Annotated in this window: 26 protein-coding genes and 1 tRNA gene; 7 read left to right on the top strand and 20 right to left on the bottom strand. The window is 65.9% G+C overall.

From position 1 onward, the window contains the following. Nucleotides 1–23 precede the first annotated feature (23 nt). Both AC5RW2_RS10445 and AC5RW2_RS10440 read left to right on the top strand, forming a co-directional pair. The gene (locus tag AC5RW2_RS10445) at nucleotides 24–1,292 is read left to right on the top strand and encodes an ABC transporter ATP-binding protein (RefSeq protein ID WP_493962457.1); all 1,269 of its coding nucleotides are present in this window, start codon (nucleotides 24–26) and stop codon (nucleotides 1,290–1,292) included. A 76-nt stretch (nucleotides 1,293–1,368) separates the two neighbouring features. Continuing rightward, a tRNA-Gly gene (locus AC5RW2_RS10440) sits at nucleotides 1,369–1,442 on the top strand. Between the two features lie 62 nt (nucleotides 1,443–1,504). Here the strand turns inward: AC5RW2_RS10440 and AC5RW2_RS10435 are convergent. After that, nucleotides 1,505–2,428, bottom strand: coding sequence for a hypothetical protein (locus AC5RW2_RS10435; protein ID WP_493962458.1), 924 nt, complete (start codon nucleotides 2,426–2,428; stop codon nucleotides 1,505–1,507). Between the two features lie 127 nt (nucleotides 2,429–2,555). Between AC5RW2_RS10435 and panD the strand changes: the two genes are divergently transcribed. Further along, nucleotides 2,556–2,969 carry an aspartate 1-decarboxylase gene (gene panD / locus AC5RW2_RS10430; protein ID WP_493962459.1) on the top strand — a complete coding sequence of 138 codons (414 nt, stop codon included), beginning with the start codon at nucleotides 2,556–2,558 and terminating at the stop codon, nucleotides 2,967–2,969. A gap of 34 nt (nucleotides 2,970–3,003) precedes the next feature. Here the strand turns inward: panD and AC5RW2_RS10425 are convergent, their stop codons facing one another. Next, nucleotides 3,004–3,483 carry a nucleoside deaminase gene (locus AC5RW2_RS10425; protein WP_493962460.1) on the bottom strand — a complete coding sequence of 160 codons (480 nt, stop codon included), beginning with the start codon at nucleotides 3,481–3,483 and terminating at the stop codon, nucleotides 3,004–3,006. A gap of 70 nt (nucleotides 3,484–3,553) precedes the next feature. Here AC5RW2_RS10425 and AC5RW2_RS10420 point away from each other — a divergent pair, with 70 nt between their 5' ends. Together AC5RW2_RS10420 and AC5RW2_RS10415 are read left to right on the top strand one after the other, a co-directional pair. Then, the gene (locus AC5RW2_RS10420) at nucleotides 3,554–5,230 is read left to right on the top strand and encodes a helicase HerA-like domain-containing protein (RefSeq protein ID WP_493962461.1); all 1,677 of its coding nucleotides are present in this window, start codon (nucleotides 3,554–3,556) and stop codon (nucleotides 5,228–5,230) included. Nucleotides 5,231–5,361: 131 nt separating this feature from the next. After that, on the top strand, nucleotides 5,362–6,348 hold the full coding sequence (locus AC5RW2_RS10415) for a hypothetical protein (RefSeq protein ID WP_493962462.1): 987 nt from the start codon (nucleotides 5,362–5,364) through the stop codon (nucleotides 6,346–6,348). Nucleotides 6,349–6,422: 74 nt separating this feature from the next. On the opposite strand, the gene AC5RW2_RS10410 is transcribed toward AC5RW2_RS10415, so the two are convergent. The 17 genes from AC5RW2_RS10410 to AC5RW2_RS10330 all read right to left on the bottom strand — a co-directional run bounded on the left by AC5RW2_RS10410 (nucleotide 6,423) and on the right by AC5RW2_RS10330 (nucleotide 22,159). Then, nucleotides 6,423–8,462 (bottom strand): NHL domain-containing thioredoxin family protein, encoded by a 2,040-nt coding sequence (locus AC5RW2_RS10410; RefSeq protein ID WP_493962463.1) that lies wholly within the window; start codon nucleotides 8,460–8,462, stop codon nucleotides 6,423–6,425. Then, nucleotides 8,455–10,659 carry a bifunctional copper resistance protein CopD/cytochrome c oxidase assembly protein gene (locus AC5RW2_RS10405; protein WP_493962464.1) on the bottom strand — a complete coding sequence of 735 codons (2,205 nt, stop codon included), beginning with the start codon at nucleotides 10,657–10,659 and terminating at the stop codon, nucleotides 8,455–8,457. The genes AC5RW2_RS10410 and AC5RW2_RS10405 overlap by 8 nt, the downstream gene beginning before the upstream one ends. Continuing rightward, nucleotides 10,652–11,317 carry a copper resistance CopC family protein gene (locus tag AC5RW2_RS10400; RefSeq protein ID WP_493962465.1) on the bottom strand — a complete coding sequence of 222 codons (666 nt, stop codon included), beginning with the start codon at nucleotides 11,315–11,317 and terminating at the stop codon, nucleotides 10,652–10,654. Before AC5RW2_RS10400 ends, AC5RW2_RS10405 begins: the two co-directional genes overlap by 8 nt. Before the next feature lie 34 nt (nucleotides 11,318–11,351). Next, entirely contained in the window at nucleotides 11,352–11,963 is a 612-nt protein-coding gene (locus AC5RW2_RS10395; RefSeq protein WP_494073905.1) for a hypothetical protein, read from the bottom strand. 151 nt (nucleotides 11,964–12,114) lie between these two features. Then, entirely contained in the window at nucleotides 12,115–12,399 is a 285-nt protein-coding gene (locus tag AC5RW2_RS10390; protein WP_127512987.1) for an HU family DNA-binding protein, read from the bottom strand. A 395-nt stretch (nucleotides 12,400–12,794) separates the two neighbouring features. Then, complete coding sequence (gene rpsN, locus AC5RW2_RS10385) at nucleotides 12,795–13,100, bottom strand: 30S ribosomal protein S14 (protein ID WP_493939214.1); 306 nt, start codon at nucleotides 13,098–13,100, stop codon at nucleotides 12,795–12,797. Nucleotides 13,101–13,102: 2 nt separating this feature from the next. Next, nucleotides 13,103–13,270, bottom strand: coding sequence for a 50S ribosomal protein L33 (gene rpmG / locus AC5RW2_RS10380; protein WP_127512989.1), 168 nt, complete (start codon nucleotides 13,268–13,270; stop codon nucleotides 13,103–13,105). Continuing rightward, on the bottom strand, nucleotides 13,270–13,506 hold the full coding sequence (rpmB, locus tag AC5RW2_RS10375; RefSeq protein ID WP_136785732.1) for a 50S ribosomal protein L28: 237 nt from the start codon (nucleotides 13,504–13,506) through the stop codon (nucleotides 13,270–13,272). The genes rpmG and rpmB overlap by 1 nt, the downstream gene beginning before the upstream one ends. Nucleotides 13,507–13,904: 398 nt before the next feature. Then, entirely contained in the window at nucleotides 13,905–14,396 is a 492-nt protein-coding gene (locus AC5RW2_RS10370) for a MarR family winged helix-turn-helix transcriptional regulator (protein WP_493962467.1), read from the bottom strand. A gap of 109 nt (nucleotides 14,397–14,505) precedes the next feature. Further along, nucleotides 14,506–15,255: a VIT1/CCC1 transporter family protein gene (locus AC5RW2_RS10365; protein ID WP_493962468.1), complete on the bottom strand. Its 750-nt coding sequence runs from the start codon at nucleotides 15,253–15,255 to the stop codon at nucleotides 14,506–14,508. Between the two features lie 114 nt (nucleotides 15,256–15,369). Further along, a complete protein-coding gene (locus tag AC5RW2_RS10360) occupies nucleotides 15,370–16,143 on the bottom strand; it encodes an SGNH/GDSL hydrolase family protein (protein ID WP_493962469.1) in 774 nt (257 codons plus the stop codon). An 87-nt stretch (nucleotides 16,144–16,230) separates the two neighbouring features. After that, nucleotides 16,231–16,569 carry a YnfA family protein gene (locus tag AC5RW2_RS10355; protein ID WP_136785727.1) on the bottom strand — a complete coding sequence of 113 codons (339 nt, stop codon included), beginning with the start codon at nucleotides 16,567–16,569 and terminating at the stop codon, nucleotides 16,231–16,233. Nucleotides 16,570–16,609: 40 nt separating this feature from the next. Next, nucleotides 16,610–17,965, bottom strand: coding sequence for a transaminase (locus AC5RW2_RS10350; RefSeq protein WP_493962470.1), 1,356 nt, complete (start codon nucleotides 17,963–17,965; stop codon nucleotides 16,610–16,612). 45 nt (nucleotides 17,966–18,010) lie between these two features. Further along, nucleotides 18,011–18,808 (bottom strand): ABC transporter permease, encoded by a 798-nt coding sequence (locus AC5RW2_RS10345; RefSeq protein ID WP_493962471.1) that lies wholly within the window; start codon nucleotides 18,806–18,808, stop codon nucleotides 18,011–18,013. An 11-nt stretch (nucleotides 18,809–18,819) separates the two neighbouring features. Then, the gene (locus AC5RW2_RS10340; protein WP_493962472.1) at nucleotides 18,820–19,773 is read right to left on the bottom strand and encodes an ABC transporter permease; all 954 of its coding nucleotides are present in this window, start codon (nucleotides 19,771–19,773) and stop codon (nucleotides 18,820–18,822) included. After that, entirely contained in the window at nucleotides 19,773–20,936 is a 1,164-nt protein-coding gene (locus AC5RW2_RS10335) for an ABC transporter ATP-binding protein (protein WP_493949207.1), read from the bottom strand. The genes AC5RW2_RS10340 and AC5RW2_RS10335 overlap by 1 nt, the downstream gene beginning before the upstream one ends. Further along, complete coding sequence (locus AC5RW2_RS10330) at nucleotides 20,936–22,159, bottom strand: ABC transporter substrate-binding protein (RefSeq protein ID WP_493962473.1); 1,224 nt, start codon at nucleotides 22,157–22,159, stop codon at nucleotides 20,936–20,938. Before AC5RW2_RS10330 ends, AC5RW2_RS10335 begins: the two co-directional genes overlap by 1 nt. A 377-nt stretch (nucleotides 22,160–22,536) precedes the next feature. Here AC5RW2_RS10330 and AC5RW2_RS10325 point away from each other — a divergent pair, with 377 nt between their 5' ends. Continuing rightward, a complete protein-coding gene (locus AC5RW2_RS10325; RefSeq protein WP_493949205.1) occupies nucleotides 22,537–23,031 on the top strand; it encodes an Lrp/AsnC family transcriptional regulator in 495 nt (164 codons plus the stop codon). A 74-nt stretch (nucleotides 23,032–23,105) separates the two neighbouring features. Beyond that, nucleotides 23,106–24,494 (top strand): aspartate aminotransferase family protein, encoded by a 1,389-nt coding sequence (locus tag AC5RW2_RS10320; RefSeq protein WP_493962799.1) that lies wholly within the window; start codon nucleotides 23,106–23,108, stop codon nucleotides 24,492–24,494. A gap of 104 nt (nucleotides 24,495–24,598) precedes the next feature. Here the strand turns inward: AC5RW2_RS10320 and AC5RW2_RS10315 are convergent, their stop codons facing one another. Continuing rightward, nucleotides 24,599–25,147: a hypothetical protein gene (locus tag AC5RW2_RS10315; protein WP_493962474.1), complete on the bottom strand. Its 549-nt coding sequence runs from the start codon at nucleotides 25,145–25,147 to the stop codon at nucleotides 24,599–24,601.

Raw genomic sequence — 25,147 nt, 5'->3', positions numbered from 1 at the left:
CCCGCGGCAGGAAAGGACATCCCATGGCATCGATCACGTTGCAGAACCTCGTCAAGCAGTATGGCGACGGCTTCCCCGCAGTCAACGACGTCAGCATCGACATCGAGGACGGCGAATTCATCATCCTGGTGGGCCCCTCCGGCTGCGGCAAATCAACCCTGCTGCGCATGATCGTGGGGCTCGAGGACATCACCTCGGGTGACTTGCTGATCGATGGTAAGCGCGTCAACGAGAAGGCGCCCCGGGACCGGAACCTGGCCATGGTCTTCCAGAACTACGCCCTCTACCCGCACCTGACCGTGTTTGAGAACATCGCCTTCCCGCTGAGGTTGGCCAAGGGCAAGCACACCGACGACGAGATCCGGAAGCTCGTCACCGACGCCGCCAAGACCTTGGAGCTGACCGATCACCTGGAGCGCAAACCGGGCAATCTCTCCGGCGGCCAGCGACAGCGCGTGGCCATGGGGCGGGCGATCGTCCGGCAAGCCGATGCATTCTTGTTCGACGAGCCGCTTTCCAACTTGGATGCCAAGCTGCGCGGCCAGATGCGGTCGGAAATTTCACAGATGCAACGCCGGCTCGGTGTCACCAGCGTCTACGTCACGCACGACCAGACCGAGGCCATGACCCTGGGTGACCGGGTGGCAGTCCTGAAGAAGGGGGTGCTGCAGCAGATTGCTTCCCCGCGTGAACTGTACGAGCAGCCGATCAACCTGTTCGTGGCGGGCTTTATCGGATCTCCGTCGATGAATTTCCTGCCGGCCACCTTGGAGGGCGACGCCCTCAGGACCCCCATCGGAAACATCCCGGTCTCTGAAGACAAGGCCAGAGCCGCCGCGGGCAAGAAAATAGTTCTGGTGGGCCTGCGGCCGGAATTCTTCGAAGATGCTTCGCTGGTGGAAGAGCACAAGAAGGACATGGGTTCCACGTTCACGGCCGAACTGACCCACACCGAGTGGCTCGGCAACGAACAGTACGGCTACATGGACTTCGACCCGGATCCGGAGGTCCGCGACCTGCTGAATTCGCTGGCCAGGGACATGGACGCGGACGAATTGCGTCCGCAGATCGTGGTGACGCTGGACGCCGCAAGCCGGATCCGCGGCGGGCGCTCGGCCGAACTCTGGCTGGATACCCGCAAGATGCACCTGTTCGATCCTGAAACCGGGGAAAACCTGACTCGTGATGCCGAAGCCGGGGCAGCTCTGACCCAAGAAGCCAATGCTGCCCGGGCCGAAGAAATCAGCGAAGCCCGCGAGCGGGAAGCCGCCACGGCAGGCCAGCCGGCCTGAATTCCGGCTCCTCGCTGACCTGGGGTAAACTCTGTTTCATTGATTTACCGGATCCGGCTTCCACGCCGGCTCCTGTGCGGGCGTAGCTCAATGGTAGAGCGCTAGCTTCCCAAGCTCGATACGCGGGTTCGATTCCCGTCGCCCGCTCCACGCGCACCCCGGCCGATGGGCCGGGGTGCTTCTCTTTGCCCTGCTGCCGTCGGTGGAGAGTGCTACTCGAAGTCCTCGTCGGGTTCGAAGCCGGATCGGTCAACTGCCCGGTGGTAGCGCATGCCGGCGGCGCCGCCTAGAAGGGCCCCGGCCAGACTGGCCAACAGCACTACTGCCAGTGTGATCAGCGCCGGAAAAGTCAGCTCTTGGAGGGGCCGCTCAATGACAGGCACGACCGGGCCGGTCAGCAAGCGGAAGCCGCCGACGGTCAAACCGATCAGTCCTGCAACGACCGACATGACGAGGCCCCAAAGCCATACCGTCAGTCCCTGCCTGATGCCGTCGAACCGTGCCATCCGGCCTGCCACATAGCCGCCGCCGAAATAGGCCAGTAAGACGATGACGGCAACCGCCACCGCTGCGGTGAGGGCTGTCGCGCCGTTGCCTTCGTTCAAGTTGTCCGCCCAGCCGCGCACTTCGGTCTCATTGGCCATCCCGAAGGCCGCGGCGACGCCGACAACCGCCGACGTGATCAGCACAACCAAGGCCGCTGCGGTCAGCCAGCCGAAGAAGGCCGAGCCCAACCTGATCCCGCCGTAGGCATTGTGTTCCCTCAGGTACAGTGACTCCGCGTCGAGGGCGGCTTCAGGCCGATAGGCGCTGGTGTCGCTGTAGGTCCGTTCTGCGGCGATCGGCCGGTCCGCGTCCGAATCCATAAACTGCTCGCGGGCATCCGGGTCCAGGCTGTCCGCGGTGGGCGGGCGGTCGAAGGCAGTTGTGGGCGGGGGCTCGAGGTCCGCGGCGGGTACTGCCTGGGTGGGCGCAGGAGCTGTTTGGGTGGCAGCTGGCATGGCCTGGGTGGGCGGGGCAGCTGCCTCCGTAGGCGCGGGTCCAGGTTCCAAAGGCTCCTCGGCTCCTGCCGGAGCATCGGCGGCCGGCCGGGGACCGCCGTCGTCGTACCGATTCTTGCCGATATCCGAACTCATGGACGCCTCCTGCTTCGATGGATCACATCGCCGCCTCCCGGTGGCTCCACCCTAGTCGCGGCGCTTCGGGCAGACCAGAAGCGGATCCGTTTCACCGGTTGCCGACGGGAGACTAAACTAGGACCCGATGATGCGCAAAATGTTCAAGTCCAAGATCCACCGTGCGACGGTGACGCACGCCGATCTGCATTACGTCGGGTCCGTAACCGTGGACCTTGACCTGCTGGACGCTGCCGACATCCTTCCCGGCGAGCTGGTGTCCATTGTGGATGTCACCAACGGCGCCCGGCTGGAGACCTACGCTATCGCCGGTGAACGCGGTTCAGGCGTCGTCGGCATCAACGGGGCGGCCGCGCATCTGATGCATGTAGGCGACCTGGTCATCCTGATCACCTACGCGGACATGACCGACGCCGAGGCGCGGTCCTTCGTTCCCTCCGTGGTGCACGTGGACGCGGGCAACAAGATCGTTGAGCTGGGCTCCGACCCGGCGGAGTCCGTGGACGACGGGCTGATGCGCCCGCCGTACGCGGTGAAGTAGCCTCCCCGCGTAAAGTTTCCGGCCGGCTGGCCGTTCAGCGCCGGTGGAACTGCTGGTGCAGCCCGCGGACCTCGTCCGCCAGCTCCGGTGACGGACCGCCGACCTCAATCCCCGGGGCCACCATCTGGATCGGCAACGCGGCCACCGGCGCCGCTCCGATGCCCCATTCCGCCAGCCAGCCGACCAGCTGTTCCGACGACGCGGCATAGACGATCCGGCCCAGTCCTACCCAGGCGTGCGCCGCCGAACACATCGGACAGTGCTCCCCGGAGGTGTAAACGGTCGCGGTGAGGCGTTCTTCGGGGACGAGGTTGCTGGCCGCCCAGCGGGCAATCTCGAACTCCGGATGCCGGGTCTGGTCCCCGCCCTTGACCCGGTTGCGGTCCTCGAACAACACGTTGCCGCCGGCATCGACCAGCACCGAGCCGAACGGTTCGTCGCCGTCGTTCAAGGCTTCACGTGCCAGTTCCACGCAGCGGCGCAGATGTTTGAGGTCCTCTGGTACCAGTTCCATGCGCTGATTATGGCAGAGACCGCCGCAGCCGGCTCTTTGGCTGACACCCTGCGTGGTCTACGCTTCTGCCATGGTGCGGACTCCGGCAGAACATGCGGCAGCAATCCGGCAGGGCTACAGCTTCAACGGGCAGGCCATCCATCTGGGCGCAGCGCTGGTGGACGGCCAGGTGCAGCCGGAGGCAGCGGTCCGGCTGCCGCTGTCCATGATGAACCGGCACGGATTGATCTCCGGCGCCACCGGCACGGGCAAGACGATCACGCTTCAGGTCATCGCCGAACAGCTTTCGGCGCACGGTGTCCCCGTGTTCCTGGCGGATATCAAGGGCGACCTGACCGGTCTGTCCACTCCGTCCGCGGGGAGCGCCAAGCTCGCTGAGCGGACGGCTGCCGTCGGGCAGGATTGGAAGCCGAGCGCCTATCCGGTGGAGTATTACTCGCTGGGCGGTGACGGCACCGGTGTCCCCGTCCGCGCTCGGATCTCCGATTTCGGCCCGCTGCTGCTGTCCCGGGTGATGGAACTGAACGAGACGCAGGAATCCAGCCTGCAACTGGTCTTCTACTATGCGGACCAGAACGACCTGGAACTCTACAATTTGGCCGACCTGCGCGCCGTCATCCAGTTCCTGGTTTCCGCCGAGGGCAAAGAGGCCCTCGAGAATCTGGGCGGTCTCTCCAAGGCCACTGCCGGGGTGATCCTGCGCGAACTGGTGTCCCTGGAGGCCCAGGGCATGGCCACGTTCTTCGGCGAGACCGAGTTCGACACCGCTGAGCTGCTGCGTACCGCCGGTGACGGCCGCGGCATCATCTCCTGCCTGGAGCTGTCCTCGCTGCAGCAGCGGCCGCTGCTGTTCTCCACCTTCATGATGTGGTTGATCGCCGACCTGTTCGCGGAACTGCCGGAGGTGGGGGACGCGGAACAGCCCAAGCTAGTGTTCTTCCTGGACGAGGCGCATCTGCTCTTCCGCGACGCGTCCAAAGCGTTCCTGCAGTCCATCGCCACCACGGTGCGGCTGATCCGATCCAAAGGCGTGGGGATCTTCTTTGTGACCCAGACACCCCGCGATGTTCCGGCGGATGTGCTGGGCCAGCTGGCCAACCGCGTGCAGCACGCGCTCCGCGCCTTCACTCCCGAGGACGCCAAGGCACTGAAGTCCACCGTCTCCACCTTCCCGGTCAGCGACTACGACCTGGAGGAAGTGCTGACCAGCGCGGGGATCGGCGAAGCGGTGGTGACGGTGATGAATGAGCAAGGCGCCCCCACGCCGGTGGCCTGGACCCGGCTCTGCTCCCCCGGCTCCACCATGGGCCCCTCCCCGGCCGCCACCGTGCAGGCCATTGTGGCCGGCTCCTCGTTGATGCCGGTCTACGGGCCGGTGGTGGACAGCCGCTCGGCGTTCGAGAAACTCTCCGGTGCTCCGGTTCCCGCCGCCTCCGAATCGGGCAGCGCGGGATCCGGCAGTCCTGCGGCCAGCACGACGGCGGACGGCTCGCCTACGCCGTCAACCGCCCCACCGACCCCGGCAGACATCGACGCCGAGGCCCGCCGGATCGAAGAAACCATCCTCGGCCGCCCGTCCACCCGTCCCGCCAGGCCTGGCCCCGCCGGCACCGGACAGCCCGTCCCCGCGGCAGCCCGGGCCGCGCCATACGCCGCCGTCCCGGACGGAAACACCGCCGCAGGGCAGTGCAGACAACGACGCCGTGAAGGATTTTGCCTTGCAAACCGTCTCGGTCCTGGGCCGTGAACTGGTGCGGGGCCTGTTCGGAACCAGGCGGCGGCGCCGGCGCTGGTAGCAGGCGCACCGCCGTCGCCGGCGCTGTAACCCGCCTCTTGCCGATCCGGGGGAACGTCCCGCCAGCGGGTAACGTAGGGTTGGTGGGAAATTCGAAAGTACTGAGGACCGTGGCCACGTGGCTGCTGTGCCTGATGCTTGCCGTGGCCGCTGCCGCGCTGACTATTGTGCTGGTCAATGCCTTCGTGTTCAGCCCGCAGCACCAGGTCAAGGCCTACTTCAACGCCTTGGAAGACGGCGACGGCGGGACCGCGCTCGGTCTGCTGCACGCCACCGTGCCCGATGCCAACGCCGCCATGCTCGACGGCGCCGCGCTCAAGGCCTCGGTGGACACGCTGGCAAACCTGGAAATCCAGGATCCGGTTCCGGCGGGCGACAACAGGGTGGACCAGACGGTCAGCTACACGGTTGACGGCGTCGCCCACAGCACCACCTTCGCCTTGGAGAAGACCGGCACCACGTGGCTCTTTTTCAACCAGTGGTCGTTCGTGCCCAGCACACTGCCCACCATCAGCGTGGACGTGGTCAATGAAAACGAAGCCTCGCTGAACGGCACCCGGGTGGCTCTGCCGGAGGGCAAGAATTCCTTCGCCGTGTTCTACCCCGGCAGCTTCGAGGCCCACTACGCCAGCGATTACTTCGCCGCACCGGTGGTCGAGTCCGTACTGACCGGCCCGCAGAACGCCCAAGACGCCCGGCTTTCGCTGGCAACCGCCGCCACGCCCAAGCTGGTGGACGACCTGAGCGGCCAGGTCAACGCATTCCTGGACTCGTGTGCGGAGCAGCGCGTTCTGCAGCCCTCCGGCTGTCCGTTCAGCGCCTCCATGGACCGGGTCCAGGACAACACCATCGACTGGTCGATCGTGAAGTATCCCGAGGTCAAGGTGGAGCCGTTCAAGGGCAGCTGGGTACTCAGCCCGTTGAGCGGAGTGGCGAAGCTGCACGTGGTGGAGATTGACTTGTTCACCGGCGCGTCTGTGAAACGCGAACTGGAGCAAAGGTTCCGTTTCACCGGCCAGCTGTCCGTTAATGACAAAAATGTGACCCTCACCCCCGTGGTGGAGTACTAACAGCTCGGCCCACCACAGCAACAACGGAGGCGGACGGGTGCCGCCTCCGTCGTTTGATGGGTTGCGCGGCCGGTTTAGTCCAGCCCGCGCAGGTCCAGCGTCAGCTCCCCTGTCCCCGAGCCGATGACTACCGGGATGCCCCAGTCCTGCTGGTACAGGTGGCAGGCGGCGTGGTCCGGGATCTCGCCGCCGGGCTCGCCGTCGCACGCCGCCGCCCGGGCGGTGATGTGCAGAACGCCCTCGGTGACTTCGTCGGACAGCACCAGTTCGCGGAGCAGGCCCACCGAGGTGCCGCCGCCGGAGACCAACAGGTTCTCCGGTGAGGAGGAGATCTTCAACTGGGTGGGATCGCCCCAGCGGTCGTCCAGCTTCTGGCCCTTGGGAGCGGCGAAGCGGACGGTGAGCGCCAGCGGACCGGCCGACACCTCGGTCTTGGGCCGCTGCGTCTGCGAGGCCCCCTCGTCCACGGTCAGCGCTTCCTTGGGGATGGGCAGCCGGATGAGCTGGTGCTTGTTCGCCTCGACCACCAGCAGCAGCGGTTCGCCGCCGTCAGCCACGGCCGAGGTATCCAGCAGCACATCGGACGGCTCGGCCAGCCCCCGCGCCAGCGTGGAGACGGTCTCGCTGGCCGGATCGTAGCGGCGCACCGCCCCGTTGTAGGTGTCGGCCACCGCCACGGAGCCGTCCGGCAGGACCGCCACGCCCAAAGGATGCTGCAGCCGCGCCTCGGCGGCCGCGCCGTCGCGGAAGCCAAAGTCGAAGAGGCCGGCGCCGATGGCGGTGGACACCTGCACCCGGTTTTCGCCGTTGACGTCCACAAAGGAGATCTTGCGCAGCGCCGACGTTTCCGAATCCGCAACCCAGATGTTGCCGGCCGCGTCACCGGCGAGGCCGGACGACTGGGCAAACCACGCCACGGTGGCGTCGCCGTCCTGCAGGCCTTCCAGCCCGGTACCGGCCAGGATGGCCACCTGGCCGGAGAGCGGGTCCAACGTGAAGATCTGGTGCACGCCGGCCATCGCGATCACCACAGCGTTCAACTGCTCCGACCAGTAGACATCCCAGGGCGAACTGAGCGAGACAGCCAGCGGATCGGCTGCCAACTGGGCCCAGCTGGCTGCGATGGCTTCGGCAAGTTCTTCTTCCAGCGCTTCGCCGGCCGGAGCTTCGTCTGCGACGGATCCGGGACCCGCCTGCGCCATCCCCGGAGCAGTCCGCTGCGTGTCGGCATCCAGCAGGCGCTGCACCCCGTTGCCTGCCACAGTGGTCACCTCGCCGGTGGCCAGCGACAGACCGCGCAGCCGATGGTTCACGGAGTCTGCAATCACGACGTCGTAACCCGCCTGCGTGCGGATCTCCTCCGGCAGCAGGGCCAGGCCCTGGGGTTCGTTGAACTTGGCCTCGCCGGCAGCTCCGTCCTGCCAGCCCTTCTCGCCGGAGCCGTAGGTCGCGAGCACCGTGGACAGGTCAGCCGCGAGCTCCACCAGCCGGTGGTGACCGGTATCGGTTATTAGGAAGGAGCCGCCCTCGGACCCCACGCCGTCCGGCAGCGGTATGACCTTGCCGGGGAAGCGCAGGTCGCCGGCGGTGCTTTCCGCGGGAACGTAGGGGCCGTCGCCGCGGTGCAGCGTGCCCTTGGCCTCGTGCTCGGCCACCAGTTCCTTGACCAGCGAATCCAGGCCGCCGGCGTGTCCTTCGCCGGACAGGTGCGCCACGATGTAGCCCTCCGGGTCAATCACCACCAGCGTCGGCCATGCCCGGGCGGCGTAGGCCTGCCAGGTGTCGAGCTCCGGGTCGTCCAGAACCGGATGCTGGATCTCGTAGCGCTCCACGGCCGCGGCCAGCGCCACCGGGTCGGCTTCATGCTCGAACTTGGGCGAATGCACACCGACCGTGACCAGCACGTCCTTGTACTTCGCTTCCAGCGGCCGCAGCTCGTCCAGCACGTGCAGGCAGTTGATGCAGCAAAAAGTCCAAAAATCCAACAGCACGATTTTGCCGCGCAGGTCTTCCAATCCCAGCTGCTTGCCGCCGGTGTTGAGCCAGTTGCGGCCCACAAGATCGGAGCCCCGGACCCGGTAACTCGTGCGGATGGTCTCGGCTGCCTCAGTCATCTGGATTCTCCTTGGCTCCGGCCGGCGTTATCGGGTCCGGAGCGGGCTCCTGCCCGTTGGTGGTTTTCGGTACGTGCTGGTTGCCAGCTGGCGCGCGGTGGCCGGCCGCCGGCCTGACGGCCCCGGGCGGGACAATGCGTGCGTCCTGCCGGGCCATCTCGGCAAACATATCGTTATAAGCTGCCAGCTCGGCGTCGTTATTCCTCTCGGCTGAACGATCTTTACGCTTTGTTTCCCGGGCATCCGAGCGCGACCACATGATCGCCACTCCGACGGCGACGCAGAGGGTGGGGATTTCGCCGACGCCCCACATGATGGCGCCGCCGACTTGCTGGTCTTCCATGGCCGACAGGCCCCAGTCCCGGCCCATGCTGCCGAACCAGGAGGCCTGGATCAGGGCCGTCGAGCTGGTCAGGGCCACGCCGAAGAAGGCGTGGAAGGCCATGGTGGCGAAGAGGATCAACAACCGCATGGGATACGGGGCCCGCCGCGGCAGCGGGTCCTGGCCGATCATCGTGAGGATGAACAGATAGCCGGTCAGCAGGAAGTGCAGGTTCATCAGCTCGTGGCCGGTGTGTTCATCCAAGGCAAACCGGAACAGCGGCGAGTAATAGAAGATGATGATCGAGCCGGCAAAGTTCGCGGCGGCAAAGAGCGGGTGTGTGACGATCTGCGAGTATTTCGATTGCACCAGCCAGAGGATCCATTCGCGCAGGCCCATGCTCCCGTCCCGTCGGGGCGGCAGCGCCTTCAGCGCCAGCGTGATCGGCGAGCCCAGGACCAGGAACAGCGGCACCACCATGGTCAGCGCCATGTGGTCGAGCATGTGCGCGCTGAAGAGCACCATCCCGTAGACGGCCGGGGCCCCGGAGGTGACGTACGTGAGCGCCAGCAAGCCCACCATCCAACTGACGGTCCGTGCCACCGGCCAGCGGTCGCCGCGGCGGTGCAGCCTGACGGCGGCCACAAGGTAGGCAATACCGGCCACCAAGGCGAACGTGACCCACAGCCAGTCCCAGCGCCAGACCGTGAGCCAACTACCGCTGACGAGTTCGGGCGGAAGGTCGTAGCCGGTCAGAATGCGCGCCGGGGAGGCGTCCACCGGCAGTTCTTCCGGCGTGGGCGGCGCTGTGCGCCCCAAGGCCGTGGCAATCCCAAACACCGCCGCCATGATCAGCAGTTCCACCGTGATGAGCTGCCACAGGACCCGCTTGCCGGACTTGGTGCCCAACTCGGGGATGATCCACTGCCGGTGCATCAAGCCGATCGCCCCCAGCAGCAGCGTGGCGAGGGCCTTGATCACCACCAGCACGCCGTAGGGGCTGGAGAGCTGGTCCAGCGAAGTGATCCGGATCGACGCGTTGATGATGCCGGAGAAGAAGACCAGGAAGAAGCTGATCAGCGCCAGCGAGGAGTAGCGGCGCAGCACTTGGCCGGTGATGTCCTTGGTGCCCAGCGTTTCGGAAATGACCGCAAGCACAATGATGCCGCCCACCCACAGGCAGGCGCCCAGCAGGTGCAGGCCGATCGAGTTAACCGCGCCGTAGTGGTCGTCGCCGCCGGCGGAGTGCCCGATCAGGGCCATCGGCAGCAGTCCGCCGATCGTCGCCAGCGCGAGCGTCATACCGAGCCCCGGAAGCGAGCGGAGCCCTAAGATGAGCGTGGCGACGATGGCGGCCACGATGGTGATGGAAAGCCATGCCTGGCCGGTGCCGATATCCGTCATGAATCCCACGAATCCGGCGGTGTAGCTGGCATCCCCGCTGACCGGCAGGCCGGCGATGTCGGAGAAGCTGAAGACCAGTACGGCCATCGCCGCCAGCGTCCAGACCACTGCCGCCACCGCGGCCAGTCTCAGCGCGGCCGTGAACGCCGGGTGCTCGGGCCCGTCGTCGCCCCTGCCGGGCCTGCGGTTGGGACGCAACTGCTTGGGCAAGATCCCGACGGCGAAAAGCAGCGAGGCGATCACCGCAGCCAGTGCCGTGTTGTTGGCTGCCTTGGCCACCGGCAGCGCCCACCGGGTCAGGGCACCCGGATCGGACAGTTGCCGGGCGGCGGCAGCCCCGGAATAGAGCAGGGCGGCAACCAGGGCCAGGACCAGGACAATGGCTCCGGCCAGGACCCATCCCCTGCCGACCCCGTCCGCAGTGATCGCCGCAGCACGCGGTTTAGCTGGTGGAGCCAACCGCTCAGCCACGACCCTCCTTGCCCCCGCCCCGCTTGCTGATCACGAAGGCGGCCAAGCCAGCGGCGATGGCCAACGCGCCGGCCCCTAGCGCGACGAAGAGTCCGAGGTTGCTGGGACCAACTTCTTGTCCGGCAGCCGCCGACGCGTTGCCGGCCCCGTCGGCGGCGGTTGACGCTGCAGGGCTCCCGGCTGCTATCGAGAACTTCAGGTTGCCCTCGATTGGATGGCCGTCACTGGAAACCACCCGCCAACCCAACTGGTAGTCACCGTCCGGCATGCCGTCCCGCAGCGGAATGCTGACCTCGCTGCCGCTCAGCACCGGCGCGCCAGCGGCCCAATCGGTACCCTCACCGTCCAGCACCTGGGTGGTGGCGCCGATGTCCATCACGTTGGCGCTGAACTTAAGCGTGACTTCTGTCGGCGCAGTGTCCAGGACGGCACCGTTCTCAGGTGTCGAGCCGATCAGTTCGTCGTGGGCCGCGGCGGGACGGGCAACCGCCAGCGCCAAGGCCAGCCAGAGCAACATGGCGATCAGGGCAGAGGCGAGGAGCCGGCGGGCCGTCGCTTGCCGCGCAGCGCGGAGGCGTTCCTCCCGGCGCCGCCGGGAGACCGAAGACTCATCGGTACTGATGCGGACCGGGGCAGGGATGTTCAAAGGGTGGTTCATCACGTTCTTTCGTCAGGGGGGCGCAGTGCGCGGGTCAGAAAGCGTGACGCAACGGCGGCCCCCGGTGCCGCAAGACCAGCAGTGGCACTCCCAAGGCCGCGAAGGGCTGGACCAGCAGCTTCACCGGGGCGGCCAGCCGAGGCCTGGGAATCGGGCGCCAACTGCTCAACCTGCGGGGATGAGCGAGGGCCACTGTTCCGGCCAGCGCGGCCGCAGCATGCTCGCCCCGGCGCAGTAGCAGCACGGTAGCCGCAGCAGCAGCCAGATGGGCAGCCAGCATGGCGGGATTCGCGGCCGTGGCCGTCTGGACAGACACTCCGGGGACCAGCGATCCGGCCGGCAGCAGTGCCAAATGATGGCCCGCATGGCCGGCCGCCGTCGGGAGATCCGCAGGCGCCGCGTGGCCCAGCTGGAACAGCACGTGGTAGATGGCTTGGCTGATGCCCACTGCCGCCAGCAATCGTGTCCAGGACAGTGACTTGCCGGCTAAGCCGACGCAGACCAGCCCGGCGAGGGCAAGCGCCAGGAGCCACACGGCCGGCGCGGGGACGTGACCACCACCGGCCAGATGCGAGAGCGCGGCGAGGGAGGTGGCCACGGCAGCTCCCAGCCAGCCGCGCAACAGCCGACCTTCCCGCTGGACCATGCCCTCAGTCCTCCCGTCCTGATAAGTCTTCGGATCCGGCACCATGCGGCGCACATCCGCCCCTTATTTTACCGCCCGTAGAAGCCAAGGGGTTAAACCGCAGGACCGCCACCGGTTGCCGGTGACGGTCCTGCGGAAGTAAGGGTGAGGACTACTTCTTGGAGACAGCAGCCTTCAGCTTGGAACCAGCGGTCAGCTTGACGCTGTGGCCGGCCGGAATCTGGATGGATTCGCCGGTCTGCGGGTTGCGGCCGGTGCGGGCAGCACGGTCGGTGCGCTCGACTGCCAGCCAGCCCGGGATGGTGATCTTCTCGCCCTTGGAGACGGAGGTTGCGAAGATGTCGAAGACAGCGTCCAGGACACCGTTCACTGCGGTCTGGCTGGTGCCAGCCTTCTCTGCAACAGCTGCAACAAGTTCACTGCGGTTGATAGCCAATTTTTGTCCTCCTGGACTGCTTTGGTTTGTTCAGAGCTTCCGCGGCTGCGGAAAGCTACTGAGCGAAAACTTACCAGCTTGGCCGCCCAGATCCGGCAAAATCCGCGGAATCTGGCGGAATTTTTAGCGAATTACCCGGATTCTGAGCCGATTCTGCCCCAGACGGCTCGCTTTTTCCGCCCAGAGCATATGATGTGCGCCCTCCGCGCGTCGTGCCGAGGGCGCCATTCCCCGTAACGGCGGGCACCGCCGTCGTCATTCTGAAGGGGTCTCGCCAGGATGCGGGCGGGCACGCGAGGAGTGCTGGACGGCGCCTTCCGGGCAGACAGAAGGGCGGCGGTCCCGGACTGGGACCGCCGCCCTTCAAGCAGCTTCATGGTGAAGCCAGCGGGTTTTTACCAGCTGGACTTCTTGATGCCCGGCAGTTCGCCGTTGTGCGCCATGGTGCGGAAACGCACGCGCGAGATGCCGAACTTCTGGAGCGTGCCGCGGGGGCGGCCGTCGATCTGGTCGCGGTTGCGGACGCGGACCGGAGAAGCGTTGCGCGGCAGCTTCTGCAGGCCCAGGCGGGCCTCTTCACGGGCCTCGTCGGTCGCGTTGACGTCGACCAGGGTCTTCTTCAGCTCGGCACGCTTCGCGGCGTAACGCTCGACAACGACCTTGCGCTGCTCATTGCGAGCAATCTTGGACTTCTTGGCCATGTTTAGCGCTCCTCTCGGAATTCAACGTGCTTGCGGATCACCGGGTCGTACTTCTTCAGGACAATGCGGTCCGGGTCGTTACGACGGTTCTTCCGGGTCACGTAGGTGAAGCCGGTGCCAGCGGTGGACTTCAGCTTGATGATCGGACGTACGTCCTTGTCCTTTGCCACTAGAGCTTCACACCCTTCGCGAGGAGCTCGGCGACGACTGCGTCAATGCCGCGGACGTCGATGGTCTTGATGCCGCGGGCCGAAACCTGCAGCGTGACATTCCGGCGCAGGGACGGAACCCAGTAGCGCTTCTTCTGAATGTTCGGGTCGAACCGGCGCTTGTTGCGGCGGTGCGAGTGCGAAATGCTGTGGCCAAAGCCGGGCTCGGCTCCGGTCACCTGGCAGTGTGCTGCCATGATCTCTCCTCCAGTTGTAGTAAATATGACGGACCTGACGCAGAGACGCCGTAAAGCTGCCTGCGAATCTGCGTGTAAGAGCGCCCGCCACCAGTTGTGACACCGTTATTACTGCGACTTTCCGGAGGTGAACCTGGCGGGGTGAGATCCAGCCGAAGTGCCTCGCCGCGGGGAAGACGGTGAAGTCAGGTGCAGATAAACCACCTCTTCCCGAGGGAAGAACGGCCTATCCGCGATCCTTATTTCTAGGTAAACACGGACGCCACACAACTCCCGCACCGCGTGCCTGGGCAAGGGGTGCCGATGTTGCGTGACTTAACGCCTTCCCATCTTAGGGGCAGCAGACGTTTCGATCAAACCAACGACGGCCACCGCCCCCTCGGCGGCGACGGCGCGCCTCAGGCGTTCAGTCGGGGCTCGCGCAGCACCCAGCTGCTGGGCTCCAACTGCTGCACGATCTTCTTGCCGATCCGCTCCAGGTCCTGCACATCCCGGCGGTCCAGTCCGTCGAAAACCGCTTGCCGCACCGCTTCGACGTGCCCCGGCGCCAGGGACTGAATCGCCTGCATCCCCGGCTCCGTCAGCAGCGCCATGGTGACCCGCGCGTCCTCGGCGCACTGGGCCCGCTCGACCCAGCCACGACCCTGGAGCTTCTTGACCACATGCGAGAGCCTGGACAGCGAGGAATAGGTCCGCGAAGCCAGCTCGCTCATCGGCAGCGAGCGGTCCGGGGCCTCGGACAGCATGGCCAGGACGTGGTAGTCAAACAGGGTCAGTTTGCCTTCCCGGTACAGCGGGGCGTCAAGCGTGCCCGGCAACAGGGTGGACACCGCCAGCAAAGCCAGCCAGGCCTGGCGTTCTTCGGGGTCGAGCCAGCGTGCAGAAGTCATGCCTCCATTCTGCCACAAAACTTGATCCTTCAACCGTTGTTCCTAAGGGTTGCCGGGGCCGTGCGGCGGGGCTGGGGTGCCTGTCCGGGCCGCGGCCGGCGCTGCGGCTTTAGACCACCCCAGTGCCGCCCAACCAGGTGCCGATCAGCAGGGTGGCGATCAGTGCCAGCGCGCCGCCGATAACCACCCGGCAAGCCGCCCGAAAGACCTTGGCGCCGCCCAGCCAGGCGCCGGTCGCCCCGGTCGCGGCGAGTGACACCAGAACGGCGGCGAAGGTGATCGGGATCCGCAGGTCTGCCGGCGGCAGCAGCATGGCCAGCATGGGCAAGGCGGCACCGAGGAGGAAGGCTATTGCGGAGGCGAAGGCTGCATGCCACGGGCTGACCAGGTCGTCGTCCTGCATGTTCAGTTCCGCGTGCAGGTGGGCTGCCAGCGCATCGTGTGCGGTCAACTCCTTGGCCACCTGCCTGGCCGTGCCCGGCGTCAGCCCGCGTTCTTGGTAGAGCGCGGCCAGCTCGGCAAGCTCTTCCTCGGGCTGTTCCTGCAGTTCCCGTTTTTCCTTGGCGATCAGCGCTTTCTGGCTGTCGCTGGAACTGGAAACGGAGACATACTCGCCCAGGGCCATGGAGGTGGCGCCGCCGATTACCGCTGCAAGTCCGGCCGTCAGCAGGGCTCCGAAGTCGCTGGTGGCGCCGGCGACGCCCACCATGAGCGCGGCAACTGAAACAATTCCGTCGTTGGCGCCGAGAACACCGGCGCGCAGCCAGTTCAGGCGGGCGGCGAGACCGACGACGTCGTGCGGTTCATCGTCGTGGAACTCCGGTTGGTCCGCTGGCTGGATCCGGGCATCTGCGTCCATGGTCCAAGCCAAGCACTCCGGACGCCAAGCTTCCAGACAGGACAGCCAACCCTCAGCAGCCGGCCGGGATCTTTGTCCGGCCCGTTTGGCTGAGGCCGGCCCGTTTGGCGTTGGTCAGGCGGTGGCGTGCAGCCCGGTCAGCTGGGGATACTTTGGCGTGAGCGAATCACCGGAGGATGTGCCGCGCAGCCGCCGCCCTAGCCACGGGCCCAAGTACTCGCGCGCCCAGCGGACGTTGGCCACCATGGCAGCGCGGCGGGACAGCACCGCCAGATCCGGCAGCGTCGGCAGATCGATTACGTCCTCCGCTTGCAGCACCTCGAGCACTTTTTTGGCCATCAGGGTGTGGCCCGCGGTGGACATGTGCAGCCGGTCGGCGTCCCAGTAGCGCCAGTCGCGGAAATCGCGCATCCGCCAGTAGTCAACGATCTTCGCTCCGTGCAGGTCGGCAATCTCCCGCACCCATTCGTTGTAGATGGCGGTGCGGCCCCGGGTCTTGCCGAAAACTGCCGAGGCGACGCTGTCAAAGCCAGTGAACAGCACGACGTCGGCGCCGGTGGCAGCCAGCCTGCCGACGCCGGCCTCATAGCTGGCCATCAGCGCGTCGATGTTTACCCGCGGGCGCAGGATGTCGTTGCCGCCGGCGTAGAGGGTAACCAGGGTCGGCTTGAGCGCGACGGCGGCGTCCACCTGTGCGTCCATCACTTGGGCGATCTTCTTGCCCCGGACGGCCAGGTTGGCGTAGCCCCAGCCGGAATCGGCCAGCATGAGCTGCTCGGCCACCCGGTCGGCCCAGCCGCGAACCCCGTTTGGCAACGTGGGGTCGTAGTCCCCTACCCCTTCAGTGAACGAATCCCCCAGAGCCACAAACCGCTTTGTAAATGTCACCGGAACAGATTAACAAAGAACGGCTTCGGTTGCGGTCCGGTGCATCAATTGGCCGGGCGGGCGCAGTCCGCCGGCAAGCGCAGCCCGTTAGCTGCCGCTACGCGGGGCGTACATGATGACCGCGACGCCGGCGAGCGCGATTCCGGCCCCGATGTAGTCCCAGCGGTCCGGCTGGAACCCGTCCAGCAGCATGGCCCAGGCCAGCGACCCCGCGATGAACACGCCGCCGTAGGCGGCCAGCACCCGGCCGAAGTTGGCATCCGGCTGCTGCGCGGCAATGAACCCGTAAAGGCCCAGTGCCATCACGCCCAGGCCGGCGAACCACCAGGCCCGGTCCTCGCGCACGGCCTGCCACACCAGCCACGCTCCGCCGATCTCGGCAACGGCGGCCAGGACAAACAGGATGGCGGATTTAGCGATCGTCATGCAGCCATTGTCCCAAGCCGCCCGTCGGGTCGGTGCGTCGTCAGCGGCCGGTCAGCTCCCGGATAGCTTCTTCGAAAATTTCGTGATGGCGTGCCACGTCGGCACTGGTCGTCTGCGGGCACATCAGCGCCATGTTGTGGAACGGCGTCAGCAGGATCCCGCGGTTGGCCAGATACAGGTGCAGGAAGTCTTCCAGCTCGCCGTCATGGCCGGCCGCCGAATCGGTGCCGTTCCGGGGCGCCGGGTTGGCGAATCGATATTCGGCACGGGCGCCCAGTTGGGAAACCGACCAGGGCAGCGAATACGTGTCGATCACCCTCTGGATGCCGGCGGCGAATTCGGTGGCACGGCCGATCATCGATTCGAAGGCCTGGTCCGTCAGGACGTGCTCCAGCGTGGCGCGCATGGCTGCCACGGACAACGGGTTTCCGGCCAGGGTGCCGCCGACGCCGCCCATGTCCACCAGGTCCAAGTCGGTCCGGCTCAGCGCCCGCTCCGCCAGTTCGGCGCTGAGTCCATAGGCACCGCACGGAATGCCGCCGCCAATGGATTTTCCGATCACCACGATGTCCGGTTCCAGCCCCCACGCCGCCGTTGCCCCGCCGGGGCCGGCGGAGAAAGTATGCGTCTCGTCGATGATCAGCAGCGTCCCGTGCCGGCGGGTCAGCTCCCGCACCCCCTGCAGGTAGCCCGGTTCGGGCAGCACGATGCCGATGTTGGTCAGTGCGGGCTCCATCAGCACCGCGGCCACGTCGCCGTGGGCAAGCTGCCGATCCAGCGCAGCGAGATCGTTGAACTCCGCCACCCGGCTGGTCTCCGTCACATCTACCGGCGCCCCCACATTGCCGGGGCGGCTCATCCCCTCGCCGTCCGGACCGGCCACGATCAGCGACTCGTCCACCGACCCGTGGTAGCAGTACGGATTGAACAGGATCTTGCCCCGGCCGGTCAGCGCCCGGACCAACCGGATGGCCCAGCGGTTGGCGTCCGTGGCGGTGAGCGCGAAGCTCCAGCGTTCCACGCCGAACCGCCGCGCCAGCTCGGCCCCCACCCACTCTGCATCGGCTGTGGGCAGCATCGTCGCCAGCCCGCCGTCGTCGGCGGCCCGCCGGATGATCGCGTCGACGGTGGGCTGCGGAGAATGTCCGGCCATCGCGCCGGTGTCCCCCAGCGCGAAATCGATGTACTCGAGGCCGTCCACGTCCCACACCCGGCAACCGCGCGCCCGTTCCACATACAGCGGGAAGCCGCCCGCCTTCTTGTTCATCCACGTCATCGGGACTTTGCCGAAGAGGTGGGCTGCGCCGTCGTACAGTGCTTTGGACTGGGGGTGCTTGGCTTCGAAGTCCCGCCGCTCGCGGTCGAACAGCTCAGCCAGCCGGTTCCGATCGATCATGAAGTGCTCCTCTCAACGGGCCGGCAGCATGCCGGGGACGGGGCGTCAGCGAGCGGCCAGCATTTTGCGGCGGCGGTGTGCCAGGACCTGGCCGCCGATCACGATCAGCAGCGCGATGATGAACATCGCCGAACCGATCACATTGGCCTGCGCAGGAATGCCGCGGGTGGCGGCCACGTAGATGAACTTCGGGAAGGTGTCCACGTTGCCGGAGTTGAAGTTGGTGATGATGAAATCGTCGAAGCTGATCGCGAAGCTCAGCAGGCCCGCCGCCACGATGCCCGGCAGCAGCAGCGGGAAGGTCACCCGCCAGAAAGCCTGCATCGGCGAGGCATACAGGTCGGCCGCTGCTTCCTCCAGCTTCGGGTCAAGGCTGGCCACGCGCGCCTTGACCGTCACCACCACGAACGAAATGCAGAAAACGGTGTGCGCAATGATGATGGTTCCCTTGCCCAGTTCTGCACCCACATTGAGGAATTGCGCCAGCAGTGAGGCGCCGAGGACAACCTCCGGGGTGGCCAGCGGCAGGAAGATCAACATGTTGGCGGTGGCATTGAACCGGAAACGGTAGCGCACCAGCCCGATGGCGATGGCGGTGCCGAGGAGGACGGCGATCAGCGTCGCCGTGGCACCGACCTGCAGGCTGTTGCCGAGCGCGGAACAGACTTCCGGAGCACCGCACGGATTGCGCCAGTTGTCCCAGGTAAAACCGCGCCAGGTGAGATTGGTGCGCCCGGCGTTGTTGAAGGAAAACGCGAAGACATAGGCGATCGGGACCAGCAGGAAGACGAACGCCAGTCCGCCGATCACAGGAACCAGCCAGCGGCCGAAGGAGTTTTTCACCGTGTTTCCCCTTACAGCAGTTCTTTGGTGCCGAAGCGGCGGACGTAGATGAAGACCAGGGCGAGGATCGCCAGCATCAACACGAAGGACAGCGCCGAGGCCCCGGGATAGTCCACCACCCGGAAGAACCGGGAGTCGACGACTTGGCCGATCATGGTGGTGTCCCGGTTGTTGCCCAGCAGTGCGGCGTTAATGTAGTCGCCGGCGGCGGGAATGAACGTCAGCAGCGTTCCGGCGATCACGCCGGGCATCGACAGCGGCAGCGTCACCGTCCGGAAGGTAGTGAAGCCGCTGGCATACAAATCGTTTCCGGCCTCGATCAAGCGGATGTCCAGCCGTTCCAGGTTCGCGTAGATGGGCAGGGCCATGAACGGCAGGAAGTTGTAGGTCAGGCCGCAGACCACAGCGAAGGCAGTGGCGGTGAGCCGCCCGTCGTCGGGAAGCAGGGCGAAGGCGCGAAGCACGGAAACCACCGGCCCCTCATCGGCGAGGATCTGCTTCCAGGCCTGCGTGCGCAGGATGAAGCTGGTGAAGAACGGGGCGATGATCAGCACCAGCAGGATGCCGCGCAGCAGGGCGTGATTGCGCAGCCTGACCGCAATCAGGTAGGCCATCGGATAACCGATGGCCAGCGCCGCTGCCGTCGCGATCAGGGCGAAGCCGAAGGAACGCAGCAGCTCCGGCCAGTAGCTGCCCAGCATCCGCACATAGTTGTTGAATTCCAGCGCCGGAACAAACTGGCCGATGTCCGCTCCCGGCGGCTTCGTATAGAGCGACGTCGCCAGCAGAGAGAACACGGGAAGCACAAAGAACAGCAGCAGGAAGACGAACCCCGGCAGGATCAGCCAGTAACCCATCCGCCCCCGGCGGCGCTCCGCCTTCAGCTCGCCGCTGCCGGGACCGCCGCTGCCGTGCCGCGTGTCCGGCGACGGCGTCTGGTCCGCCGTGGTGGTCTGGGCGCCCATCAGTCGTCAGCCTCGGGCGCCCCGTACTGTGCGTCATCGGCGCCGCCCAGCCCGAAGGCGTGCTCGGTGTCCCAACTGAGCGCCACGCCGTCGCCCGGCTGGGCCAGCTGCTGGCCGTGGTTCTGGCTGAAGACGCCCAGGGTACCGATCCCTGGCACCTCCACCAGGTAATCGGTGCTGACCCCGGTAAACGAGGTGTCCAGTACCGTACCGTGCAGGACGTTGGCCGCATCTGCCGGTGCGTCCTGCGGCCACATCATCCGCAGCTTTTCCGGCCGGATGCCGATCAGGGCCTTGCCCTGGTGCACGGTGGCGCGCTCCTTGAGCACGGCCAGCCTGTTGCCGTTGGCATTGACGACGACGGCGTCGCCGCGGTCCTCCACAATGTCGCCGGCGACCAGATTGGACTTGCCCAGGAAGTTCGCCACGAAGACGGTGCGCGGCAGTTCGTACAGTTCGCGCGGGGCGCCCATCTGCTCCACCTTGCCGGCATTCATCACGGCCACGGTGTCCGCCATGGTCATGGCTTCCTCTTGGTCGTGCGTGACATGCACAAACGTCAGGCCGACCTCGGTCTGGATCTTCTTCAGTTCCACCTGCATCTGCCGGCGCAGCTTCATGTCCAGGGCACCCAGCGGCTCATCCAGCAACAGCACGGCCGGGTGGTTGACGATCGCGCGCGCCAAAGCCACCCGCTGCTGCTGTCCGCCGGAGAGCTGGGCCGGCCGGCGCGCGGCCAGGTGCGAGAGCTCGACCAGCTCCAGCGCCGCCTGGGCTTGGGCCCGGGCATCGCGGACCTTGCGGCGCCGAAGCCCGAAGGAGACGTTGTCCAGAACGCTCATGTGCGGGAACAGCGCGTAGTTCTGGAAGACCGTGTTGACCGGGCGCTGATGGGCGCTGGACCGGCTGATGTCCTTGCCGCCAATGCTGATGGTTCCGGAGGTGGGCTGTTCCAGCCCGGCTACCATGCGCAGCGTGGTGGTCTTGCCGCAACCGGAGGGCCCGAGCAGGGCGAAAAACTTCCCTGCCGGGATCGTCAGGTCAAGGTCCTCCACCGCGACGAAGTCGCCGAACCGCTTGGTGATGGCTGCCAGCACCAGGTCCGCTCCGCTCTCTTCGCCGGCGGCGCTGGCATTCTCTGTCCGCAGGGGTGCCTGAGTCATCAGTTGCCAATCGTCTGCTGGAACCGGTCGCTGAAGTCGGTTTCCTCGTCGGCTTCCAGGCTGCGGAACACGCTGACGCTGGCCAGGTCCTCCTCGGTCGGGAAGATCAGCGGATTATCCACCAGCTCCGGATCGATCTTCTCCATGGCCTCCTTGGCACCCTCCACCGGGCAGATGAAGTTGACGTAGGCGGCGACGGTCGCTGCGTTCACCGGGTCGTAGTAGTAGTCCATGAGGGCTTCCGCATTCTTTTTATGCGGCGATCCGATCGGCACCATCAGATTGTCAGACCACAGCGTGCCGCCGCCTTCCGGAATGGCGAATTCCCATTTGTCGCCTTCCTCGAAGTTCAACTGGGTGATGTCGCCGGACCAGCAGAGCACCGCGAGCGCATCGCCGGAAATCAGGTCTTCCTTGTAGGAGTTGCCCTTGACCTGCCGGATCTGGCCACTGGAAATCTGCTTCTGCAGGACCTCCAGCGCGGCGTCGTATTCGTTCGCGCCCCAGTTGCCGGAGATGTCTACGCCGTTATCCATCATCAGCAGGCCCATCGTGTCGCGCATTTCGTCCAGCACTTCCACGCGTCCCTTGAGCTCCGGCTTCCACAGGTCGCTCACGGTCTTCAGGCCGCCCGGGACAGCTTCCTTGTTCCAGGCGATGCCGGCGTAGCCGGACTGCCAGGTCAGGGAATTCTTCCGGCCGGGATCGAAGTCCACGTCCTGTAGGGCCTTGAGCAGATTGGCCGCATTTGGAATGTTTGCGTGGTCCAGTTCCTGGGTGTAACCCAGCCGGATCAGGCGCGCAGCCATCCAGTCGGTCAGCGTGATGATGTCCTGTCCAATGTCCTGCCCGGCGGCGAGCTGACCCTGGACCTTGCCGAAGTAGGTGTCGTTGCCGTCAATATCCTCGGAGTAGCTGGCCTTGATGCCGCTCTGCTTGCTGAAGGCCTCGAGTGACGGGTACGTCTGGTTGGAGTCGTCGTAGTCCAGGTACAGGGTCCAGTTGGCCCAGTTGACTACCTTTTCCTGGTCCGAGACGTCCTGCGCCGGCGTCAGCCCACCCGCTGCGCTGGTGTTCGACGAACTGCCCGTGCCGCCGGTGCCGCACGCAGCGAGCAGCCCGGCCAGAGTCAGCCCTCCGGCGCCCATCAGTACCTTACGGCGGGACATCTGCGCGGCAATCAAGCCGCGCAGGCGTGGGTCTTCAGGTAGTCGTTTCGGCATCTGATGCTCCCAGTCGTCGGAAAGTGGACCTCGCTTGGTGCGTTGATACTCGCAGACACCGGAGGACTCGACAATAGTTTCAGTTGTAAATATTTGGTTACACGACGGAATCCGAAGCGGGCCCCGCCCCCCGAGTAGCGATTTCCCCGTCCCAGCGCGATGCACCCGCGAAGTATGCACCGCGGGACCGGACTGCCCGCACCAGGAAACAGCTGTGACCCGCTTCACAACAGATAGTAACCACAAGGGGTTTGTATTTCGATAGCTAAAGCTGCATATTTTTTCGAATCCACTACTTGCGCAAGCCACAGACAACGGATTCAATAGCAAGAAGTCCCGCCGATGGCGGAGATCCGTTTCACAGGAGGTGGATACGCTTGACCTTGCTCCCCAGCGCCGGGCACGGCCACAACGGCAACTCCCACAGCGCTGCGGTTGACGAGGTCTCCAAGGCCATCATCGAGCAATTACAGGAAGACGGCCGGCGCTCCTACGCAGCGATCGGAAAGGCCATTGGCCTTTCGGAAGCGGCGGTACGGCAACGCGTGCAGAAGCTGACCGACGCCGGCATCGTGCAGATCGTTGCAGTGACCAACCCGCTGCAGTTGGGCTTCGCCCGGCAAGCCATGCTGGGCATCAAGACCGCTGCCGACCTGCTGGAGGTGTCTGACAAGATCGCCGCACTCGACCAGGTGGATTACTGCCTGGTCACCGCCGGGTCATTCGACATCCTGGCCGAAGTTATCTGCGAGAACGACCAGGATTTGCTGCGGCTGGTCAACCAGATCCGCGACATTCCCGGCGTCCTGAGCACTGAAACATTCATGTACCTCTCGCTGCGCAAGCAGGAATACAACTGGGGAACCCGATGACACAAACATCCGCATCGCCAAGCACCAGCATTCCGGGCCAAGGCACACCGGCCGGAACCACCACCGACGCACCGATGCGCCGGGCTTACACCACGCCGATGGGAACGGACCGCCAGCAGGCCGCCCGCGACCATTTGTGGATGCACATGGCCCGCCACGCCCCGCTGGCCGCCGGAGGCAACGTGCCGGTGATCACCCGCGGCGAAGGCCACCTCATCTACGACGACCAGGGCCGCGAATACATTGACGGACTCGCCGGACTCTTCGTGGTCCAGGTGGGCCACGGCCGCGAGGAACTGGCCCAGGCCGCCGCGCGGCAGGCCAAGGAACTGGCCTTCATGCCGTTGTGGTCCTACGCTCACCCGGCCGCCATTGAACTGGCCGAACGCCTCGCCCACCATGCTCCCGGGGACCTGAACCGTGTCTTCTTCACCACCGGCGGCGGCGAAGCCGTGGAATCGGCCTGGAAGCTGGCCAAGCAGTACTTCAAGCTCCAAGGCAAGCCCAACAAGACCAAGGTGATCTCCCGCGCCGTCGCCTACCACGGCACGCCGCAGGGTGCGCTTTCCATCACCGGCATCCCGGATATGAAGGCACCCTTCGAGCCCCTGGTGCCGGGCGCCTTCCGGGTCCCCAACACCAACCAGTACCGCGCACCGGCCGGTCTGGAGGACCCGAAGGCGTTCGGCCGCTGGGCCGCCGACCGGATCGGCGAAGCCATCGAGTTCGAAGGTCCCGACACCGTGGCCGCGGTGTTCCTGGAGCCGGTGCAGAACTCCGGCGGCTGCTTCCCGCCGCCGCCCGGGTACTTCGAACGGGTGCGTGAGATCTGCGACGAATACGACGTCCTGCTCGTCTCCGACGAAGTCATCTGCGCCTTCGGCCGGATCGGGTCGATGTTCGCCTCCACGGATTTCGACTACGTGCCGGACATGATCACCTGCGCCAAGGGCATGACCAGCGGCTACTCCCCCATCGGTGCCATGATCGCGTCCGACCGGCTGTTCGAACCGTTCAAGCACGGCGACACCACGTTCTACCACGGCTACACCTTCGGCGGGCACCCGGTCTCGGCCGCGGTGGCCATGGCTAATCTGGACATCTTCGAACGCGAGGGCCTGAACGACCACGTCAAGGAGAACGCCCCGGCCTTCCGCCGGACACTGGAGAAGCTGCTGGACCTGCCGATCGTTGGCGATGTCCGGGGCGAGGGCTACTTCTATGGAATCGAGCTGGTCAAAGACAAGGCCACCAAGGAAACCTTCAACGACGAAGAATCAGAGCACCTGCTGCGCGGTTACCTGTCCAACGCACTGTTCGACGCCGGCTTGTACTGCCGCGCCGACGACCGCGGCGACCCTGTGGTCCAGCTGGCACCGCCGCTGACCGTGGGCCAGCGCGAGTTCGACCAGATTGAACAGATCCTGCGCTCCGTGCTGGTGGAGGGAATGAACCACCTCTGACCAGCCCCCTAACCCCCAAGGGGAGGGAGCCCGACCTTGGGATGAGAAGGCGGCGGGTGGCCGGCTGGGAGCCGGCCACCCGCCGTCTCTGTTAGGTTTTGGCGTTAGATGTCGCCGCGGACCTGCCGCAGCCAGACGCGCCGCGCGTCCAGATACGGTTCGATGTTCTCCACCCGCCGCAGCTGCACCCGGGCTGGGTCGAGCCCGGCGGCTTCGATCATGATGCCGTAGCCGTCACGCTCGGCTCCGGCCCACCATTTGCCGCCGTCCTGCCAGAAGGCAAACTCCACTTCCTGACCGTCGACGGCGATGCCCACCATCCGCGGCTCCTGGAGCTCCAGCTCGTTGAGCTTCTGCCGGAAGGAGTCCGTGTCCGACACCATCGGGCCCGCCCCCAGCCGCATCGTTCGGATGCTCTGGTTCACCCCGTGCACGGTGGTCAGGACCTGGGCATGGGGCAAGCCCAGTCCAGGATCGCCGTGCAGCAGCCCGTGCGGGCCGTTATCCTCATTCCATTCCCCCACCATGACGGGGCCGTCCCAATCGGCGAGGGCGAAACAGGGCAGCTCGGGGAACGTCTCCCGGATGCGCTGTTCACCCTCCGCCACCATGGCCCAGAAACCCTCCGGCTCCACCTGTCCGTCAACGTCCAT

The sequence above is a fragment of the Arthrobacter sp. B0316-1-20 genome, assembly GCF_059091865.1.
This window is presented reverse-complemented; position numbering and strand designations above follow the sequence as displayed.

Excerpts from the sequence above, each read along its gene's own strand:
- AC5RW2_RS10365 (WP_493962468.1), bottom strand. The coding sequence starts at position 15,255 with ATGGACGCAGATGCCCGGATCCAGCCAGCGGACCAACCGGAGTTCCAC.
- AC5RW2_RS10340 (WP_493962472.1), bottom strand. The coding sequence starts at position 19,773 with ATGGGCGCCCAGACCACCACGGCGGACCAGACGCCGTCGCCGGACACG.
- AC5RW2_RS10395 (WP_494073905.1), bottom strand. The coding sequence starts at position 11,963 with ATGGTCCAGCGGGAAGGTCGGCTGTTGCGCGGCTGGCTGGGAGCTGCC.
- rpsN (WP_493939214.1), bottom strand. The coding sequence starts at position 13,100 with ATGGCCAAGAAGTCCAAGATTGCTCGCAATGAGCAGCGCAAGGTCGTT.
- AC5RW2_RS10355 (WP_136785727.1), bottom strand. The coding sequence starts at position 16,569 with ATGACGATCGCTAAATCCGCCATCCTGTTTGTCCTGGCCGCCGTTGCC.
- AC5RW2_RS10370 (WP_493962467.1), bottom strand. The coding sequence starts at position 14,396 with ATGACTTCTGCACGCTGGCTCGACCCCGAAGAACGCCAGGCCTGGCTG.
- AC5RW2_RS10410 (WP_493962463.1), bottom strand. The coding sequence starts at position 8,462 with ATGACTGAGGCAGCCGAGACCATCCGCACGAGTTACCGGGTCCGGGGC.
- panD (WP_493962459.1), top strand. The coding sequence starts at position 2,556 with ATGATGCGCAAAATGTTCAAGTCCAAGATCCACCGTGCGACGGTGACG.
- AC5RW2_RS10425 (WP_493962460.1), bottom strand. The coding sequence starts at position 3,483 with ATGGAACTGGTACCAGAGGACCTCAAACATCTGCGCCGCTGCGTGGAA.
- rpmB (WP_136785732.1), bottom strand. The coding sequence starts at position 13,506 with ATGGCAGCACACTGCCAGGTGACCGGAGCCGAGCCCGGCTTTGGCCAC.
- AC5RW2_RS10435 (WP_493962458.1), bottom strand. The coding sequence starts at position 2,428 with ATGAGTTCGGATATCGGCAAGAATCGGTACGACGACGGCGGTCCCCGG.
- AC5RW2_RS10350 (WP_493962470.1), bottom strand. The coding sequence starts at position 17,965 with ATGATCGATCGGAACCGGCTGGCTGAGCTGTTCGACCGCGAGCGGCGG.
- AC5RW2_RS10400 (WP_493962465.1), bottom strand. The coding sequence starts at position 11,317 with ATGAACCACCCTTTGAACATCCCTGCCCCGGTCCGCATCAGTACCGAT.
- AC5RW2_RS10320 (WP_493962799.1), top strand. The coding sequence starts at position 23,106 with ATGCGCCGGGCTTACACCACGCCGATGGGAACGGACCGCCAGCAGGCC.
- AC5RW2_RS10335 (WP_493949207.1), bottom strand. The coding sequence starts at position 20,936 with ATGACTCAGGCACCCCTGCGGACAGAGAATGCCAGCGCCGCCGGCGAA.
- AC5RW2_RS10420 (WP_493962461.1), top strand. The coding sequence starts at position 3,554 with ATGGTGCGGACTCCGGCAGAACATGCGGCAGCAATCCGGCAGGGCTAC.
- AC5RW2_RS10315 (WP_493962474.1), bottom strand. The coding sequence starts at position 25,147 with ATGGACGTTGACGGACAGGTGGAGCCGGAGGGTTTCTGGGCCATGGTG.
- AC5RW2_RS10445 (WP_493962457.1), top strand. The coding sequence starts at position 24 with ATGGCATCGATCACGTTGCAGAACCTCGTCAAGCAGTATGGCGACGGC.
- AC5RW2_RS10330 (WP_493962473.1), bottom strand. The coding sequence starts at position 22,159 with ATGCCGAAACGACTACCTGAAGACCCACGCCTGCGCGGCTTGATTGCC.